This is a genomic window from Desulfosporomusa polytropa (assembly GCF_055380075.1).
Map to the genome: position 1 here is coordinate 3,716,790 of NZ_AP042400.1, position 17,512 is coordinate 3,734,301.

Here is a 17,512-nt window from a genome sequence, read left to right on the forward strand (position 1 = left end):
TCTCCAACCTATTGTAAAAAGAACTGTTTTCATGAGTCGCCTCCACTATTTTAATTCGAACCCAATGCAACAAACCCGCGAAATTCGCGGGTTTGTTGCATTGGGAAGGTTCTAGTGGGTTCACAGAGAATTTAATTTGCATTCGATTTTTTTATCAAGCATTTTAATAAAGTTAGCTACTTCTTCCGGAATATCTCTATTACTTAAAATCCACTCTATTCCTCGTTTAATTTGCATCAATTCTTCATTTTTGTTACAGAATTGATCATATAGGCTTTCTAATATCCAAGTTAAAGCATTGATAGAATTGTCAAATCCAGCCTTTTCAAATAATCTGGTAGAGGCAGTATTGTTCAAAATAAAAGTAAAAATAACATGTATTGCCTCTATTTCATTCTTCCCCTCATTCGTACTCGCCTTAGTATGAATTCTACCTTTTAGTAAACTTTCAGATAAGTAGGCTATATTTAATTTCGTCGCCAATCGTAACCACATATCATAATCCTGGGCATACTTGAAGTCAGGATTAAACATACCGACTTCGTCCAAACATTCGCTCCTAATCATAATTGAACAACCATGTATACAATCTCGTATTAATAATATTCGATAAAAGGTGGCTCCTTCTAACTCCTTTTCTATAATACTTCCTAAATAATTGCCTTTTTCATCTATCCAGTCATACCCACTGAAGACCATACCATACTCTGAGTGTAGTTCTAAAAATGATACTTGTTTTTCTAACTTATTTGAGGTGAATAGATCATCAGAACTTAACCAGCAAAAATATTTTCCTCTAGCTGCGCGCAAACCATCATTAATTGCTAACGCTATTCCTTGATTCACTTCTTTATTAATTATTTTTATTTTACCATAGCAATAGTTGGTATACTTCCTTATAATATCAACCGTATGATCTGTTGACCCATCATTTACAATAATTAATTCCCAATCAGTAAATGTTTGCTCTATTACACTTTGAATAGATTGGGCAATAAATTGATCTTGATTATAAGTCGGCATGATTATTGAAACCATAGGCCTTGAGTTATTACTTACTCTACTGTGTTGACAGGTGATATCTTGCAAGACCTTTTGAAATAGTTCATTCCATTTTTGAATTGAATCATTAATGGTTAACTTTTTTTGCAGTATAGTAGTTCTAGGGAAAAATGTCATATCTTTTATTTTTTCAATTGATAAGATAAAGTTTTTGTCAAATATCCCCACTTTACTCCTATCTTCTGCACTAAAATCCCTAAATATACCAACATTATTCATAATTACGGGTACATTACACAAACAAGCTTCAATAGCTGCCAGACATTGAGTTTCTATATTTGAGCCTAAAATAAAAAAGTCAGCACAATTTATCAGATTTACAAGATCTTGCTGAGAAATACGTGAATAAAACTTAACATTGGACGCTGTATAAGATTCATTATATTTTGATACTACTATCCATTCTATATCAGGATAATGCTCAATACACGTCCTAACTTTTGTCCATCCTTTCGTTTCTGAAAGACTACCAACAAAAATTCCAACTCGTGAAGCCGGACTAAAGCCATTCTTTTTTCTAACTTCACCTTTATCTAAAGGTTGAAATAAAGTTTCATCTACACCTATAGAAATAATTTCAAAATCATACTCAGGATAGGATAAGGCAGTTTGGATAGAATTTGTTACTAATTTGTGGGCTAACTTTAGATTTCTTTCTTGTTGTAAGGAAGGTTTTCCCATTCCGCGTAAATCATCTTGTAAAAAAGCAATTGTGAACTTTTCTTGATCAACAAAGTCTATAAATGTTGCATTTTGTAAAACGACTGATACCTCCGGATGCTGGGAGTCTATATATTTTTTTGCCTCTAAAGAAAATTTATTTTTACCTACTATCCTAGTATCAACACCGATAGTAGCTGGACAGTTATCCAGCAGAAAGTCCCATAAAACTTTTTCTCCCATTGAGCCGGTAACAATATCGTTACAAATAGCAATTCTAGCACCTGGTTGATCAAAATTCTTTGTTGGTTCACTATCTAACTCACCACATTGAAAGTGATAAACGATACTATCAAATGATGTCTGATGTTTGATAGTATGAATGAGTAATTTCTTCATTAAGACTTTATCTCCAGATATATTTGCTTCTCCTTTTTGCGCCAATTGAGGACTAAAAATATTACTGCTTGGAATAATATTACCTTCTGGATATCCTCCCACTAACTCAAAATGCTGTTTCCGGATTAATAGGGGCATATACAACCCACTATCCTGAATTGAAGCTTCACTTATTTCTGCTGCATATTTATTAAATTCATCTTCATTATATGAATCATAAGTATATCCAAAGTTCTTTTCAACCCCATACAGCCCGCTTGTTAACTTCCCAGATTCAACCAATCGAGAAGTTACACAATTAGTTCCATTATAAACTTTTAAAAGGTTTTCGAACCAATTCGGAGCAAATGCCATATCAGAATTAATAAAGATTAAAAAATCACCTTGTGCTTTTTTTGCACCATAGTTATATGCACGGTATACATTATTAATGTACCATTCATCCGGCTGATTGGGGGTATTATTATATATATAATGTGGTATATAGTTATCCTTTAGATAATTTAAAACATCTTCTGTCGCATTATTTGCCACAAAGTAAAATTCTTTATCACTTAAATCCGTATATTTCAATACTTGATTATATATAAATTTAAGCCATTCTACATCTTTATATATTAAACATATTATTGAATATTTAGGACGAAATACCGCTTTTCGGTATTTTTCGACTTCGGTTAGAGATTCTAAAAAACTCATTGCGATTGGTGGATCATCATCCAACCATAATCCCTCAGGAAACTCTTGTTCTGGAACTTGTTCCAAAACAAGAGTTTCTTCACTAATGAGCCGGTCCAACATATTATATCCACGTTGTCCTTTTGACTTATACGTTAAATATTTATAAGCAAGGTTCTTGATTGTTGAAAATCCATAATGCAAAACTTTAAAATTTAACACACGTATTATTTTCCTCAACGTTACAGGATATGGCTGTTGATGAAGACCAGGTGTAAGTTGACCAAATGATATTTCAGGAGTAACACGCCATAAACGTACGAACCATCCTGTATCGTATAAGCTATCAAGTCTTTTCCATGTTTTGCTTCTCCAAATATTTACTTCTTGGAATGAAACTCCATCAAAATCATTTTGCATACAATAGTGACATAAGTTCTGCAGATTCTCAGCCGTATTGGCACACAAAACCTCGTCTGCATCTAGCCAAAGTATAAAATCTGGTGACAACTTTAAAGCCTCATTTAATAGTTTTTGTTTATGCGTTCTTTCATTATCAAAATCATTTTTAATTCCTCTAATAACATAAGGTGTGTTATTTAGCATATATTCATAGCTACCATCTATACTGCCATCATCATATATAACCATTGCATCTACTAATGGTTTTGTATAGTGGATAAATCTATCAAGGTTTCCCTTCTCAATTTCATTGTAGATCTGACATATACATACTATTGAATATTTGTTCAAACTTGCTCCCTCCTATTAAGTTAGCAGGAGCATTCGCTCACTATTTTATTGTCCTGCCAAGCTAACTGCGATTTGCGTTTTCTACATAATGTTAATCCAGGTGGTACAGGTATAGTCATCATTTCATAATCATCTGTTCTATGAGATAGTTTTTCAATTGCTAAATATCCATCACCGCAATAGCCCGGATTAGTTTGTTCTAAATCTTTTGGATACGAATCATGTAATAAAATTAGTCCATGAGGTACAACAAAAGGAAAGTATGCCAAAAAATCTTCCTCAACTGCTTGCTTAGAATGATCGGCGTCAATAAATAGCATATCTATTTCTATTGGATTATTAGTTAGATATTGAGCAAAAGCTTTTGTATCAGCATATATAAAGCGAGTTTTTGAGCTCTTCTGCATATATGTACGTGAATTGGGATTTATGTCTAAACCAATTAACTGCTGTGCATAAGGAATAATTCGATTAAATAATGTGCACTTATAAAGACCTAATTCAACATATACCTTAGGTTTTACAATAGCCGCTATAGACTCAATAAATTGCTCATGCCAATCCAGTCCAACAGCATTGCTTAAAACTGCCATTTTTTCTGTATCCGACAATCCAATCATTATACAAACTCCTTAAAATTTATTTCCCCAGAACTATTTTCGCAACTGTCTGGCTAACATTCTTTTTTAAATATTCATTTGGTGGAGACCACTCACACGTCTCATTTAAAACTAAATCCACCGATCGTAATATGTCGTTGGGATTACATCCGGTTAGTACATTGCTTCCTGTCTCGACAGTTTCCGGTCGTTCAGTAACATCGCGCAGTGTGACACTAGGTACTTTCAAAATACAACATTCTTCTTGAACTGTTCCGCTATCACTTAATACACAAGCAGCATTTTTTTCTAGTTCGACAAAATCAAATAGACCAATTGGCTCCAAACTAATAAGTCCGTCCCAATTGATTATAATTTGGGTTTTTTCTATTTGTGAACGAGTTCTAGGGTGAACACTAAAAATAATTGGTATTTTGTATTTTTGCTTTAATCTTATAAATGCCTCAAAGAAACTTTCTAACCTTCTTACATCGTCAACATTTTCCGCCCGATGAAGCGTTACCAAAAAATAATTTTTCGGGATAATATTTAGCTGTTCAAGAATATTACTTTGCCGAATCTGGTACTCATAATATTGTAAAACCTCTGCAATCGGATTGCCTGTAACAAATATTCGATTACTAGCAATACCTTCTTTAATTAAGTTTGCTCTACTACGTTCCGTATAAGGCAATAATGTGTCACTGCAGTGGTCTATAAGACGCCGGTTTACCTCTTCAGGAACGTTATCATCATAACAACGGTTGCCAGCCTCCATATGAAAGACGGGAATTCGCATACGTTTAGCAACAATAGCTGCAAGTGCACTATTAGTATCCCCCAACAGCAGTATTCGGTTAGGTTGCTCAGTTAGTATCACTTTTTCAACATCTATTAGTATTTGGGACACTTGCCCCATTAATGTTTCGGCCTTACATTCAAACATATAATCAGGCACTCTTACACCTAACTGCTCAAAGAATATTTGGTTCAATGATTTGATATAGTTTTGGCCTGTATGCATTAGAACATGCTGGCAATTCTGATCTAAAATTGGAATTATTCTACTGAGTCTAATAATCTCTGGTCTTGTACCAATAACAGTTAATACTTTCACATAGAAAACTCCCCACTTTTCAAAATGCTCTCTTATTGCTCTACTACGTATGGCCGTCTAGTAAGTAGTGTCTATATAACTCCTTATGTTTTATGATCCACTCCTTCATCTCTATCACCATATCCACATAAGACGGCACAACAAAGTTAAAATCTGTCCTATTATTTATAAGCGACTTATCCACAATGACACTCTCACATTTATTTATTGTTAATTGATTATTTTTAAAGTACTGGTTAAATAGCATAAGTAACTCATACTTGCTTATCTTAGAATTATTCACTAGATTATATAGTCCTACTAAACTATCTTTTGTAGCTTTTTCTATGGCTTTAGCCAAAACAAGAGTAGTTACTCCTGTCCAAATAGCCCTTGAATAACCGGCAATATCGCCATTTTGTTTCACAAACCAATTAAAAAGACCTATACCATTTTCTTTCATGTCCGGACCTATTATAGAATTTCTAAATGTTATATCTTTCTTATTATCTATCTCTCCCAGAGCCTTAGATCTATCATAAAAAGTTACTCCATCTTTGAGAGAATTTTCATGATAATTACCATTTTGCCCGGAAAAAACACAATCAGTACTTAAGTGAATAACTTTAGTATTAGTTCCATGTGTAATGTAAGCCAAATAGTGTGGTATATAGCTATTTATAAATACTGCTTCCTGCTTATTTACTTCTGCATTTTGGTTTAGAATTCCGATACAATTAATCACTGCATCAAATTGGTATTTATTTATTAAATCTTTTATTTGCTTTGAATCACAAGCATCACCAACTATGTTTTCAGTTAATAAAAAAGGGGTTCTTGTGAATGTGATAACCTGATGACCTTGTTCCTGTAGATATAAGGATATAGCATGCCCGACCATACCGGTTGCTCCAAGAACAAAAAATTTCACTTAATTTCTCCTCTCTCGCTCTAATTCTAACTTTACGTAATCAAGCTCCAGGAGTTTTTGTTTTACTTCATTGATGCTAAGGCGGAGTGTATTATGAGAATTATACTCATCCTGGGAAGATAATTGTTGGTTACCTATATTAAAATATTTTTCATAATTTAAATCTCGTTTATCTGCAGGAACTCTAAAGAAAGCATCCATATCCTCAGCTATTGCATACTCCTCTTTTGTAAGGAGAGTTTCATATAGTTTCTCACCATGTCTTGTTCCTATTATTTTAATGTCGTTATCTGCATTAAATATTTCTTTTATAGCTTGAGCCAGAACTCCTATTGTACAAGCCGGAGCCTTATGAATCATAATATCTCCTGCTTCAGCATTTTTAAATGCAAATATCACAAGATCTACAGCTTCATCAATACTCATCAAAAACCTAGTCATCGTAGGATCAGTTACAGTTAGCGATTGTTTATTCAGTATTTGCTCAACAAAAAGCGGAATTACAGAACCACGAGACGCCATAACATTTCCGTATCTAGTACCGCAGATAAGAGTTGCCTCGGATGAAACTGTTTTAGATTTTGCAACAAAAACTTTTTCCATCATAGCTTTTGATATCCCCATAGCATTTATGGGATAAGCAGCTTTGTCTGTGGATAGACAAATTACTTTTTTTACCCCAAATTCTATAGCTGCGGTTAGAACGTTGTCTGTTCCAAAAATATTTGTTTTTACAGCTTCAAGAGGAAAAAATTCGCATGATGGGACTTGCTTCAAAGCCGCCGCATGAAATACATAATCAACACCATATATAGCATTTTTAACACTAGCTAGATCCCTGACATCACCTATATAAAACTTTAATTTTTTATGTTTATATAGTTTTCTCATATCATCTTGTTTTTTTTCATCTCTTGAAAATATGCGTATTTCAGCAATATCTGAATGTAAGAATCTTTTCATTACTGCGTTTCCAAATGAACCCGTTCCACCAGTAATTAATATAGTTTTGTTATTAAACATGTAGAAATTCTCCCTTAAGTAACTCTCATTTTTTTATATTTTGATATATGATATATCAAAATATTTTACTTTAACAATTTCAAGTCTGCTCTTAGGATAGTGTATGAGGCTGCAAAAAATTTGTGTAAATAAATATGAAAATCTAAAACAGACCTCCACTCGTAACTAGAGTGCGGTCTGTAATCATCTTAGACAATTGATATTTGGCGCGTTCAGACAAATAAAAAAATGCTAAGCAAGGTACATTACCTTGTTTAGCATTTACTATCATGGTTGCGGGAACAGGACTTGAACCTGTGACCTTCGGGTTATGAGCCCGACGAGCTACCAACTGCTCCATCCCGCGATGTGTTCGACATTCGCCTGTCGATTTACGACTTTCGATATGTCTATTTATGAAGGTTTGTTCCTTCAAAACTTCACAGAAGAAAGACTACGCATTAGGATTTACTGCTGTTTGCACTTCATGCAAACAAGGTTTAAGTCAAGTCCTCGGCCTATTAGTACCAGTCAGCTGCATGGATTACTCCACTTCCACATCTGGCCTATCTACCTTGTAATCTGCAAGGGGCCTTACTTCTTTCGAATGACAGACCTCATCTTAAGGCTGGTTTCACGCTTAGATGCTTTCAGCGTTTATCCTTTCCGAACGTAGCTACCCAGCTCTACTCCTGGCGGAATAACTGGTACACCATTGGTTCGTCCACTCCGGTCCTCTCGTACTAGGAGCAGTTCCCTTCAAGTCTCTTACGCCCGCGATGGATAGGGACCGAACTGTCTCACGACGTTCTGAACCCAGCTCACGTACCACTTTAATGGGCGAACAGCCCAACCCTTGGGACCTACTTCAGCCCCAGGATGTGATGAGCCGACATCGAGGTGCCAAACCTCCCCGTCGATATGGACTCTTGGGAGAGATTAGCCTGTTATCCCCAGGGTAGCTTTTATCCGTTGAGCGATGGCCCTTCCACTCGGTACCACCGGATCACTAAGCCCGACTTTCGTCCCTGCTCGACTTGTCTGTCTTGCAGTCAAGCTCCCTTCTGCCTTTACACTCTTCGCGCGATTTCCATCCGCGCTGAGGGAACCTTTGGGCGCCTCCGTTACTCTTTCGGAGGCGACCGCCCCAGTCAAACTGCCCGCCTGACACTGTCCTCAGTTTCGTTACTTCTTGAGTTAGAATTCCAGTAAATAAAGGGTGGTATCCCAACATTGACTCCAACAAGACTTGCGTCCTATTCTCTCAGTCTCCCACCTATCCTGTACATCATTTACCAAAACTCAATGTCAGGTTGCAGTAAAGCTCCATGGGGTCTTTCTGTCCAGTCGCGGGTAACCTGCATCTTCACAGGTATTTCAATTTCACCGGGTCCCTCGTTGAGACAGTGCCCAAGTCGTTACACCTTTCGTGCGGGTCGGAACTTACCCGACAAGGAATTTCGCTACCTTAGGACCGTTATAGTTACGGCCGCCGTTTACCGGGGCTTCAATTCACAGCTTCGACTTGCGTCTAACCGCTCCTCTTAACCTTCCGGCACCGGGCAGGTGTCAGCACCTATACGTCAGCTTTCGCTTTAGCAGGCACCTGTGTTTGTGGTAAACAGTCGCTTGGGCCTCTTTTTTGCAACTCATTTTCGCTTCAACCGTTTCAAGTTTACACGATATATAAGCTCCCCTTTTCCCGAAGTTACGGGGACATTTTGCCGAGTTCCTTAACGAGGGTTCTCCCGCGCACCTTAGGATTCTCTCCCCGCCTACCTGTGTCGGTTTACGGTACGGGCACCTATTATCTCACTAGAAGCTTTTCTTGACAGTGTGGGATCAATCAATTCACCGTTATTGCTAACAGCTACCCATTACTTCTCAGGTTCAAGTTGTGCGGATTTGCCTACACAACACCCTACAAGCTTAGACGCGAATTTCCATCCTCGCGCTCATTTACCCTACTGTGTCACTCCATCGCTCAAACGACTTTAGGTGGTACTGGATTTTTAACCAGTTGTCCATCGCCTACGCATCTACGCCTCGGCTTAGGTCCCGACTTACTCTGAGCGGACGATCCTTCCTCAGAAAACCTTAGGCTTTCGGTGGACAAGATTCTCACTTGTCTTTTCGCTACTCATACCGGCATTCTCACTTCTATACTCTCCACAACTCCTTACGGTATTGCTTCACTGTGTATAGAACGCTCCCCTACCCATGTCGTTAGACATGCCATAGCTTCGGTTCCGTGCTTTAGCCCCGGACATCTTCGGCGCACAATCTCTCGACCAGTGAGCTATTACGCACTCTTTAAATGGTGGCTGCTTCTAAGCCAACATCCTGGTTGTTTCGGAAATTCCACATCCTTTGCCACTTAGCACGGCATTGGGGACCTTAGCTGATGGTCTGGGCTGTTTCCCTTTTGACTACGGATCTTATCACTCGCAGTCTGACTCCCAGGTTAAAGTATATCCATTCGTAGTTTGACAAGGTTCAGTAATCTATAAGACCCCTAGCCCTATCAGTGCTCTACCGTCTATACTCATTACCTGAGGCTAGCCCTAAAGCTATTTCGGGGAGAACCAGCTATCTCCGCGTTCGATTGGCATTTCACCCCTATCCACAACTCATCCCAAAGCTTTTCAACGCTCACGGGTTCGGTCCTCCACGCATTTTTACCTGCGCTTCAACCTGGCCATGGATAGATCACTGCGGTTTCGGGTCTACAATAACTAACTATCGCCCTATTTAGACTCGCTTTCGCTTCGGCTCCATGTTTTCCACTTAACCTCGCTAGTTACTGTAACTCGCCGGTTCATTCTTCAATAGGCACGCCGTCGACCACATAAGGGTCTTCGACTGCTTGTAGACATACGGTTTCAGGTTCTCTTTCACTCCCCTCCCGGGGTGCTTTTCACCTTTCCCTCACGGTACTATGCGCTATCGGTCGCCAAGGAGTATTTTGCCTTGGAGGGTGGTCCCCCCTGCTTCCCACAGGGTTCCTCGTGTCCCGTGGTACTCTGGATTCTGACCCTCAGATGCAATCTTTCGTTTACAGGGCTGTTACCTTCTGTGGCCTACCTTTCCAGGTAGTTCGACTAGATATTTTCTGATTTTTGTCAGTCCGCAACCCCAAAGAGCAAAGCTCTCTGGTTTGGGCTCTTCCCCGTTCGCTCGCCGCTACTTAGGGAATCTCAATTGATTACTTTTCCTCCGGGTACTTAGATGTTTCAGTTCCCCGGGTGCCCCCCTAACCTAAGTTAGGTGACGGTGCATTACCACCGCCGGGTTCCCCCATTCGGAAATCCAGGAGTCAAAGCTTGCTTGCAGCTCTTCCTGGCATATCGGAGCTTACCCCGTCCTTCGTCGGCTCTTGGCGCCTAGGCATCCGCCGTATGCCCTTAACAACTTGACTTATGATCAGTTGTCGACTGTCTATCGCACATCATCTGCGACGAACCATGGATGGTTCTAGTGTCGATCATGCCATGGACGGCATAATGATCGACCGTTGTTGCAGGCTGCGCTCCGATGCTCAACGTACTTATCAGTACGCCTCCGCTTCGGTGCTCGCCGCGCCTAGCATCTGATGCACGCTAGCCAGTCTCTCGGCTACATTTTACTGTGCCGAGGGTTTAGCTTACGCTTTACCTTCAGTATAATCCTAATTGCGCGTTCGTTAAGTTACTTCTACATATTTGCATATGAGAGGTAATTTTACTTTGCTTTCTTCTGTGCAGTTTTCAAGGAACACTTGCTCGACTTTCGATGTACGATTTTAGACTTTCGATAGTTTATCGAAGGTCGTATGTCTAACGTCGACTATCGAGACAAACCAGCAACTTCCTAATCTCCCAGGCCGTTTCCAACCAAGTACCTTCGGCGTTTGTAGGCTTAACTACTGTGTTCGGTATGGGAACAGGTGGAGCCCTACAGCTATCGTCACTGGATATTTTGTTTTCAGGAATACTTATGTTATCATAGTCACTCGTGTTTTTCAACAAGTAACTTATGGAAACTTGCATTCCCTCAAAACTAAACAATGTAAGAGTATTCATCTGCCAAGATGTACCGACCTAGAAGTTAGTTCAGTTGTTACGCTGAACGGTTCTCCCTAGAAAGGAGGTGATCCAGCCGCACCTTCCGATACGGCTACCTTGTTACGACTTCACCCCAATCATCGGCCCCACCTTAGACGGCTAGTTCCATTGCTGGTTACCCCACCGGCTTCGGGTGTTGTCAACTTTCGTGGTGTGACGGGCGGTGTGTACAAGGCCCGGGAACGTATTCACCGCAGTATGCTGACCTGCGATTACTAGCGATTCCGACTTCACGGAGGCGAGTTGCAGCCTCCGATCCGAACTGAGAGCTTGTTTATGCGTTTTGCTTGACCTCGCGGTCTTGCTTCGCTTTGTTTAAGCCCATTGTAGTACGTGTGTAGCCCAGGACATAAGGGGCATGATGACTTGACGTCATCCCCGCCTTCCTCCGTCTTGTCGACGGCAGTCTCCCTTGAGTTCCCACCTTTACGTGCTGGCAACAAAGGATAAGGGTTGCGCTCGTTGCGGGACTTAACCCAACATCTCACGACACGAGCTGACGACAGCCATGCACCACCTGTTTTCGTGTATCCGAAGATAGGAACTAATCTCTTAGTCTTTCACTCAATGTCAAGCCCTGGTAAGGTTCTTCGCGTTGCGTCGAATTAAACCACATACTCCACCGCTTGTGCGGGCCCCCGTCAATTCCTTTGAGTTTCAACCTTGCGGCCGTACTCCCCAGGCGGGGTACTTATTGCGTTAGCTTGCGGCACAGAAGGGGTCGATACCCTCTACACCTAGTACCCATCGTTTACGGCTAGGACTACCGGGGTATCTAATCCCGTTCGCTCCCCTAGCTTTCGCGCCTCAGTGTCAGACACAGTCCAGAAAGTCGCCTTCGCCACTGGTGTTCCTCCCAATATCTACGCATTTCACCGCTACACTGGGAATTCCACTTTCCTCTCCTGCACTCAAGATTCCCAGTTTCCTGCGCCTATACGAGGTTGAGCCTCGCACTTAGACACACGACTTAAAAATCCACCTACACGCCCTTTACGCCCAATAATTCCGGACAACGCTTGCCACCTACGTATTACCGCGGCTGCTGGCACGTAGTTAGCCGTGGCTTCCTCCTTTGGTACCGTCATTAGAATGCATTATTCACACATCCCACGTTCGTCCCAAACGACAGAGCTTTACAATCCGAAGACCTTCTTCACTCACGCGGCGTTGCTCCGTCAGACTTTCGTCCATTGCGGAAGATTCCCCACTGCTGCCTCCCGTAGGAGTCTGGGCCGTGTCTCAGTCCCAGTGTGGCCGTTCATCCTCTCAGACCGGCTACTGATCGTTGCCTTGGTGAGCCATTACCTCACCAACTAGCTAATCAGACGCAGACCCATCTCTAATCGGTAGCTTATAAATAGAGGCCACCTTTCTTATCTCAGTCATGCGACCAAGATACCACATTCGGTATTAGCACCACTTTCGCGGTGTTGTCCCCAATTTAGAGGCAGGTTGTCTACGCGTTACTCACCCGTTCGCCACTAGGAGTTATAAATAACTCCCCGTTCGACTTGCATGTGTTAGGCACGCCGCCAGCGTTCGTCCTGAGCCAGGATCAAACTCTCCAATAAAGTTTTATTATTGAAGCCATTTGTTGGCTCTATAAATCATAGTAAGAAATTGTTTTTGTGTTGCATGTCGCAAGCGACATACAACCGCACATCTGGCTTTTATGATGCATTACTTACATTGTTCAGTTTTCAGGGAACGACGTACATGGATGTACTAGTGTCACGGACGGTACGCTTTGTCCGAGACCGATTGTCGTTCGCATTTTTGCGGAGCCGACATCTATATATGTTATCACGTTTGTTTCACCGTGTCAACATAATATTTCTTTGTTTATTCCAACTAAGTTGAAGCTTATCTTGGAATATTGTGCTGCGTATTGAGGCAACTTATTTATAATATCACACCATACCTGTTACGTCAACTATGAATTTGTATATAAAGGCAAGCGGCCATACACAATCCAATAATGTTGCCTTGAAATACTGACAAGATGACCCTTAACATTGTCCGCAAACCCACCATATGTCCATACTTTAGTTTTAAAAACACTTTGTAGAAAGGAATTTTTATACCATATGCTTAAAGTACTGTTTGTTGCCAGTGAAGCCGCTCCATTTGCCAAAACTGGTGGTTTAGGCGCTGTCACTGCTTCCTTACCGAAAGAACTTAGACGGCAGGGAATAGATGCACGGGTTATTATTCCTAAATATGGTTCAATGCCCGAAGAATGGAAAGCTAAGCTATCAATCCAGGCAGTTTTCCAAGTATCCTTATCCTGGCGCCTGCAGTTCTGCGGTATCGAAAAACTCGATCTTGACGGTGTTCCCTTTTACTTTGTCGATAACGAGTATTATTTCAACCGTTCCGGCTTTTACGGACATTTTGATGATGCCGAGAGATTTTCTTTTTTTTGCCGGTCTGTACTGGAATCATTACCACATCTTGGATTTCAACCACACATTCTGCATTGCCACGACTGGCATAGCGGTATGGTTAGTGTATTCCTGGCGGCTCATTACCGTCATGATCCGTTTTACGAAAAAATCAGGACTCTGTTTACCATTCACAATCTCAAATACCAGGGAATTTTCCCCAAAGACATCATGGTCAACCTGCTTAATTTAGGCTGGGAATATTTTACCCCGAACGGCATTGAGTTTTACGACAAGGTCAACTTTATGAAAGGCGGGCTTGTTTTTTCAGATTTAATTAATACAGTAAGCCCTACCTACGCCCATGAAATCCAGCACGCTTACTTTGGTGAAAAATTAGAGGGCGTACTAGCCAGCCGCAAAAATTCCCTCTCAGGCATTATTAATGGCATTGATTACACTACCTATAATCCGGCAACCGATCCCAACCTATTTGTAAACTACGATCAGCAATCCAAAAAACGTAAAACCAAAAACAAAATTGCACTGCAGAAAATGTTGAGACTACCGCCAACTACCAATACACCATTACTAGCCATGAATACCCGATTGGTAGAAGCCAAAGGACTTGATCTTGTCATACGGATACTTGGCGAAATTCTTGACAGCAACGTGCAACTGGTTATTTTGGGTCAAGGGGATGACTACTATCACCATCTTCTGTGGCATGCCTCCTGGCTGCATAATGACCGGCTGGCCGCTATAATTCCGTATAGTGAGGATATGGCTCACAAATTATATGCTGCCGCCGACCTATTTCTGATGCCGTCACGTTATGAACCCTGCGGCATTGGCCACCTTATTGCCATGCGCTATGGAGTTTTGCCTGTTGTTCGAGAAACAGGCGGACTCAAAGACACTGTTCAATCCTATAACGAATACACCGGCGAAGGCAATGGCTTCAGCTTTACCAATTACAACGCCCATGACCTGCTGCACACCATCAGACGAGCCATTAGCTTCTATCACAATAAAGAAATCTGGAATAGACTTGTTGACCGCGTCATGCGCACTGACAACAGTTGGCATATTTCCGCCAGCAAATACCGTCAATTGTACAATAAGCTATATGTGGAAAAACCTATCTATAAAGAAGCTACATCCAGCTCTGAAGCTGTTCCAGACTATAGCGGTCTAACTTTTCCCCTTAACGACTTTGAACAATCACTCCCTGTAGAGGAGGCTCCTTATGTTCACTAATACCAACCTGCAATGTTCTAGCCATACGACGACACATAATACTAATCCCGAATACAGCACTGTTCCCGAGCTGAGAGATGCCTTTATCGATACGCTTCAATCCCTGCATGGCAAAATGTTGAATCAATCCACTAACCAGGAAAAGTTTGAAGCATTAGTCTGGTTAACCAGAAAGATTATTAGTAAAAATCTGATTGAAACTAAAAAACAGCGAGCCCACGACGCCCCTAAACAAGTGTATTACCTTTCCATTGAGTTTCTTCTCGGGCGTCTCTTGGAAAATAATCTGGTTAACTTAGGCATCAAAGAAATCTGTGCCGAAGCATTATCCCAGTTAGGCATTGACATTGGCATACTGTTAGGTCAGGAAGAAGATGCGGGACTGGGCAACGGCGGTTTGGGTCGTCTAGCAGCCTGCTACCTGGACTCTATGGCAGCCCTGGGTCTTGCCGGTCATGGCTGCGGTCTGCGCTACCGCTATGGTCTATTTGAACAAACAATCATTAATGGCTATCAACACGAATCCCCTGATAACTGGCTTAAAAACCAATCCTATGTCTGGGAATACCGTCGTCCGGAGGAAAAAACGACTATACGCTTTGGCGGTACAGTCCGGGTGCAAACTAACGGAAAAATTAAGTTTATTCATGAAAACTATGAGTCCATCATAGCAGTTCCCTACGATGTGCCTATTGTCGGTTATAGAAATGAACTGGTTAACACCTTACGGCTCTGGAGCGCTGAAATAGATGTAGGTAACCACACCTGTTACGTTCACGGCGGTGACTGTAACAGTGTCATTGATTATAAACATACTATTGAATCATTGACCGATATTCTTTATCCTAATGATACATATTATGAGGGCAAATTACTGCGTCTTAAGCAACAGTATTTCCTTGTGTCGGCCAGCCTGCAGAGCATTATCCGCGATTTCAGGCTGCACCATGACACGCTACATGAACTGCCTGACAAAATCGCCATCCATATTAACGATACCCACCCAGCATTGGCAGTACCTGAATTTATGCGTATCCTCTTGGATGACTGTTCTTTAGACTGGGATGAATCATGGAATCTAACAGTACATACCTTGTCCTATACCAATCACACCGTTTTACCCGAAGCGCTGGAAAAATGGCCTGTCAGCATGCTTGAGCACCTGTTGCCGCGTATCTATATGATTATTCATGAGATTAATGAGCGTTATTGCCATGAGCTTTGGAACAGCTATCCGGGCGACTGGGATCGTATCCGAAGCATGGCCGTAATTTCTGACGATCAGGTGCATATGGCACATTTGGCCATTGCTGGCAGTCACTCTGTCAATGGGGTAGCCGAAATCCACACCGAGATTCTTAAAAAATCAGTTATGAACCATTTTTATACCCATACACCTGACAAATTTTCCAATGTCACTAACGGCATTACTCAGCGTCGTTGGTTGCTAACAGCAAACCCCAGGCTAGCTGACCTAATTAGTAACGCTATCGGATCGAGCTGGATAGAATATCCCTGCGACTTGGCCAAATTAGCTCCGCTAGTCAAAGATACTGCTTTTCTTGAAGATCTGGCTAGCGTCAAAATGCGCAACAAACTTAAGTTGGCCAAATACATTAAAGATAAATACAATGTTGTTGTTAATGTTCACTCAATATTTGATTCCCACATTAAGCGTATCCATGCTTATAAACGGCAATGTCTTAACGTTATGCATATTATGGATCTTTATAACCGTCTACAGGAAAACCCCCAGCTTGATATTACCCCACGCACCTTTATTTTTGGTGGCAAGGCTGCCCCCGGTTATTATAAAGCCAAAAAAACCATTAAACTGATTACTACGTTAGCTGATAAAATCAATAATGACACCCGTATTGATAGCAAACTCAAAGTCTTGTTTCTGGAAAACTATAATGTTTCTCAAGCCGAACTTATTATCCCGGCCTCTGATGTTAGTGAACAAATTTCAACCGCCAGCAGAGAAGCCTCAGGCACCGGCAACATGAAATTCATGATGAATGGAGCGTTAACCATTGGCACACTGGACGGCGCCAACGTAGAGATCAGGAATGCTGTTGGCGCGAGTAACATCTTTGTCTTTGGCTTAGCCGCCGAAGAAGTACTCAACTATTACCGGCACGGCGGCTATAACCCCTGGGATATCTATAACAGCGATTGGCGGGTTAAAATCATTCTTGACCAGTTAATAAATGGCTTTTTTCCAGTTAATTCTGATGAATTCCGCACCCAGTATGACGCTTTCCTTCATCATGGCGACCAATACTTCCTGCTAAAAGACTTTGCCTCCTATGTCTCTACCCAGAATGAATTGGCTACTACCTATCGTGACAAAAATCGCTGGCAGTCCATGTGCCTTATGAACATTGCTCATTCCGGTTGGTTTTCCAGCGATCGTACCTTCTCTGAATACGCCGCAGACATTTGGGAAATGGATCAACCCATTCCGCTTTGGTGTCATTGCTTGCCGGAAGATTATGCTCGGATAACGCCGGGACGCGATGTGCATGTTGATTCAATCATGCTGAGTTAACGCCAAACCGTCAAAGTACGATTGCCAC

The 17,512-nt window shown here is 41.3% G+C and carries 7 protein-coding genes, 1 tRNA gene and 3 rRNA genes; 2 read left to right on the plus strand and 9 right to left on the minus strand.

What is annotated here, in order from left to right; all coding sequences use genetic code 11:
• Positions 1-120: 120 nt before the first annotated feature.
• From ACZ449_RS19050 to ACZ449_RS19090, 9 genes are all read right to left on the minus strand, one after another.
• The gene (locus ACZ449_RS19050; RefSeq protein ID WP_464257639.1) at positions 121-3,552 is read right to left on the minus strand and encodes a glycosyltransferase; all 3,432 of its coding nucleotides are present in this window, start codon (positions 3,550-3,552) and stop codon (positions 121-123) included.
• Between the two features lie 20 nt (positions 3,553-3,572).
• Positions 3,573-4,172 carry a class I SAM-dependent methyltransferase gene (locus tag ACZ449_RS19055; protein WP_464257640.1) on the minus strand — a complete coding sequence of 200 codons (600 nt, stop codon included), beginning with the start codon at positions 4,170-4,172 and terminating at the stop codon, positions 3,573-3,575.
• 19 nt (positions 4,173-4,191) lie between these two features.
• A complete protein-coding gene (gene wecB, locus ACZ449_RS19060; protein WP_464257641.1) occupies positions 4,192-5,268 on the minus strand; it encodes a non-hydrolyzing UDP-N-acetylglucosamine 2-epimerase in 1,077 nt (358 codons plus the stop codon).
• A 43-nt stretch (positions 5,269-5,311) separates the two neighbouring features.
• Positions 5,312-6,178, minus strand: coding sequence for an SDR family oxidoreductase (locus tag ACZ449_RS19065; protein ID WP_464257642.1), 867 nt, complete (start codon positions 6,176-6,178; stop codon positions 5,312-5,314).
• Positions 6,179-7,201: a polysaccharide biosynthesis protein gene (locus ACZ449_RS19070; protein WP_464257643.1), complete on the minus strand. Its 1,023-nt coding sequence runs from the start codon at positions 7,199-7,201 to the stop codon at positions 6,179-6,181.
• A gap of 270 nt (positions 7,202-7,471) precedes the next feature.
• Positions 7,472-7,547 (minus strand) — tRNA-Met (locus tag ACZ449_RS19075).
• 134 nt (positions 7,548-7,681) lie between these two features.
• Positions 7,682-10,598: ribosomal RNA gene (locus ACZ449_RS19080) — 23S ribosomal RNA — on the minus strand.
• A gap of 418 nt (positions 10,599-11,016) precedes the next feature.
• A 5S ribosomal RNA gene (gene rrf / locus ACZ449_RS19085) occupies positions 11,017-11,133 on the minus strand.
• Positions 11,134-11,301: 168 nt separating this feature from the next.
• Positions 11,302-12,857: ribosomal RNA gene (locus ACZ449_RS19090) — 16S ribosomal RNA — on the minus strand.
• The 16S, 23S and 5S rRNA genes sit together here with 1 tRNA gene alongside, the layout of an rRNA operon.
• Positions 12,858-13,373: 516 nt before the next feature.
• Here ACZ449_RS19090 and glgA point away from each other — a divergent pair.
• The gene (gene glgA, locus ACZ449_RS19095) at positions 13,374-14,930 is read left to right on the plus strand and encodes a glycogen synthase GlgA (protein WP_464257644.1); all 1,557 of its coding nucleotides are present in this window, start codon (positions 13,374-13,376) and stop codon (positions 14,928-14,930) included.
• Positions 14,920-17,484 carry a glycogen/starch/alpha-glucan phosphorylase gene (locus ACZ449_RS19100; protein ID WP_464257645.1) on the plus strand — a complete coding sequence of 855 codons (2,565 nt, stop codon included), beginning with the start codon at positions 14,920-14,922 and terminating at the stop codon, positions 17,482-17,484. Before glgA ends, ACZ449_RS19100 begins: the two co-directional genes overlap by 11 nt.
• Positions 17,485-17,512 lie beyond the last annotated feature (28 nt).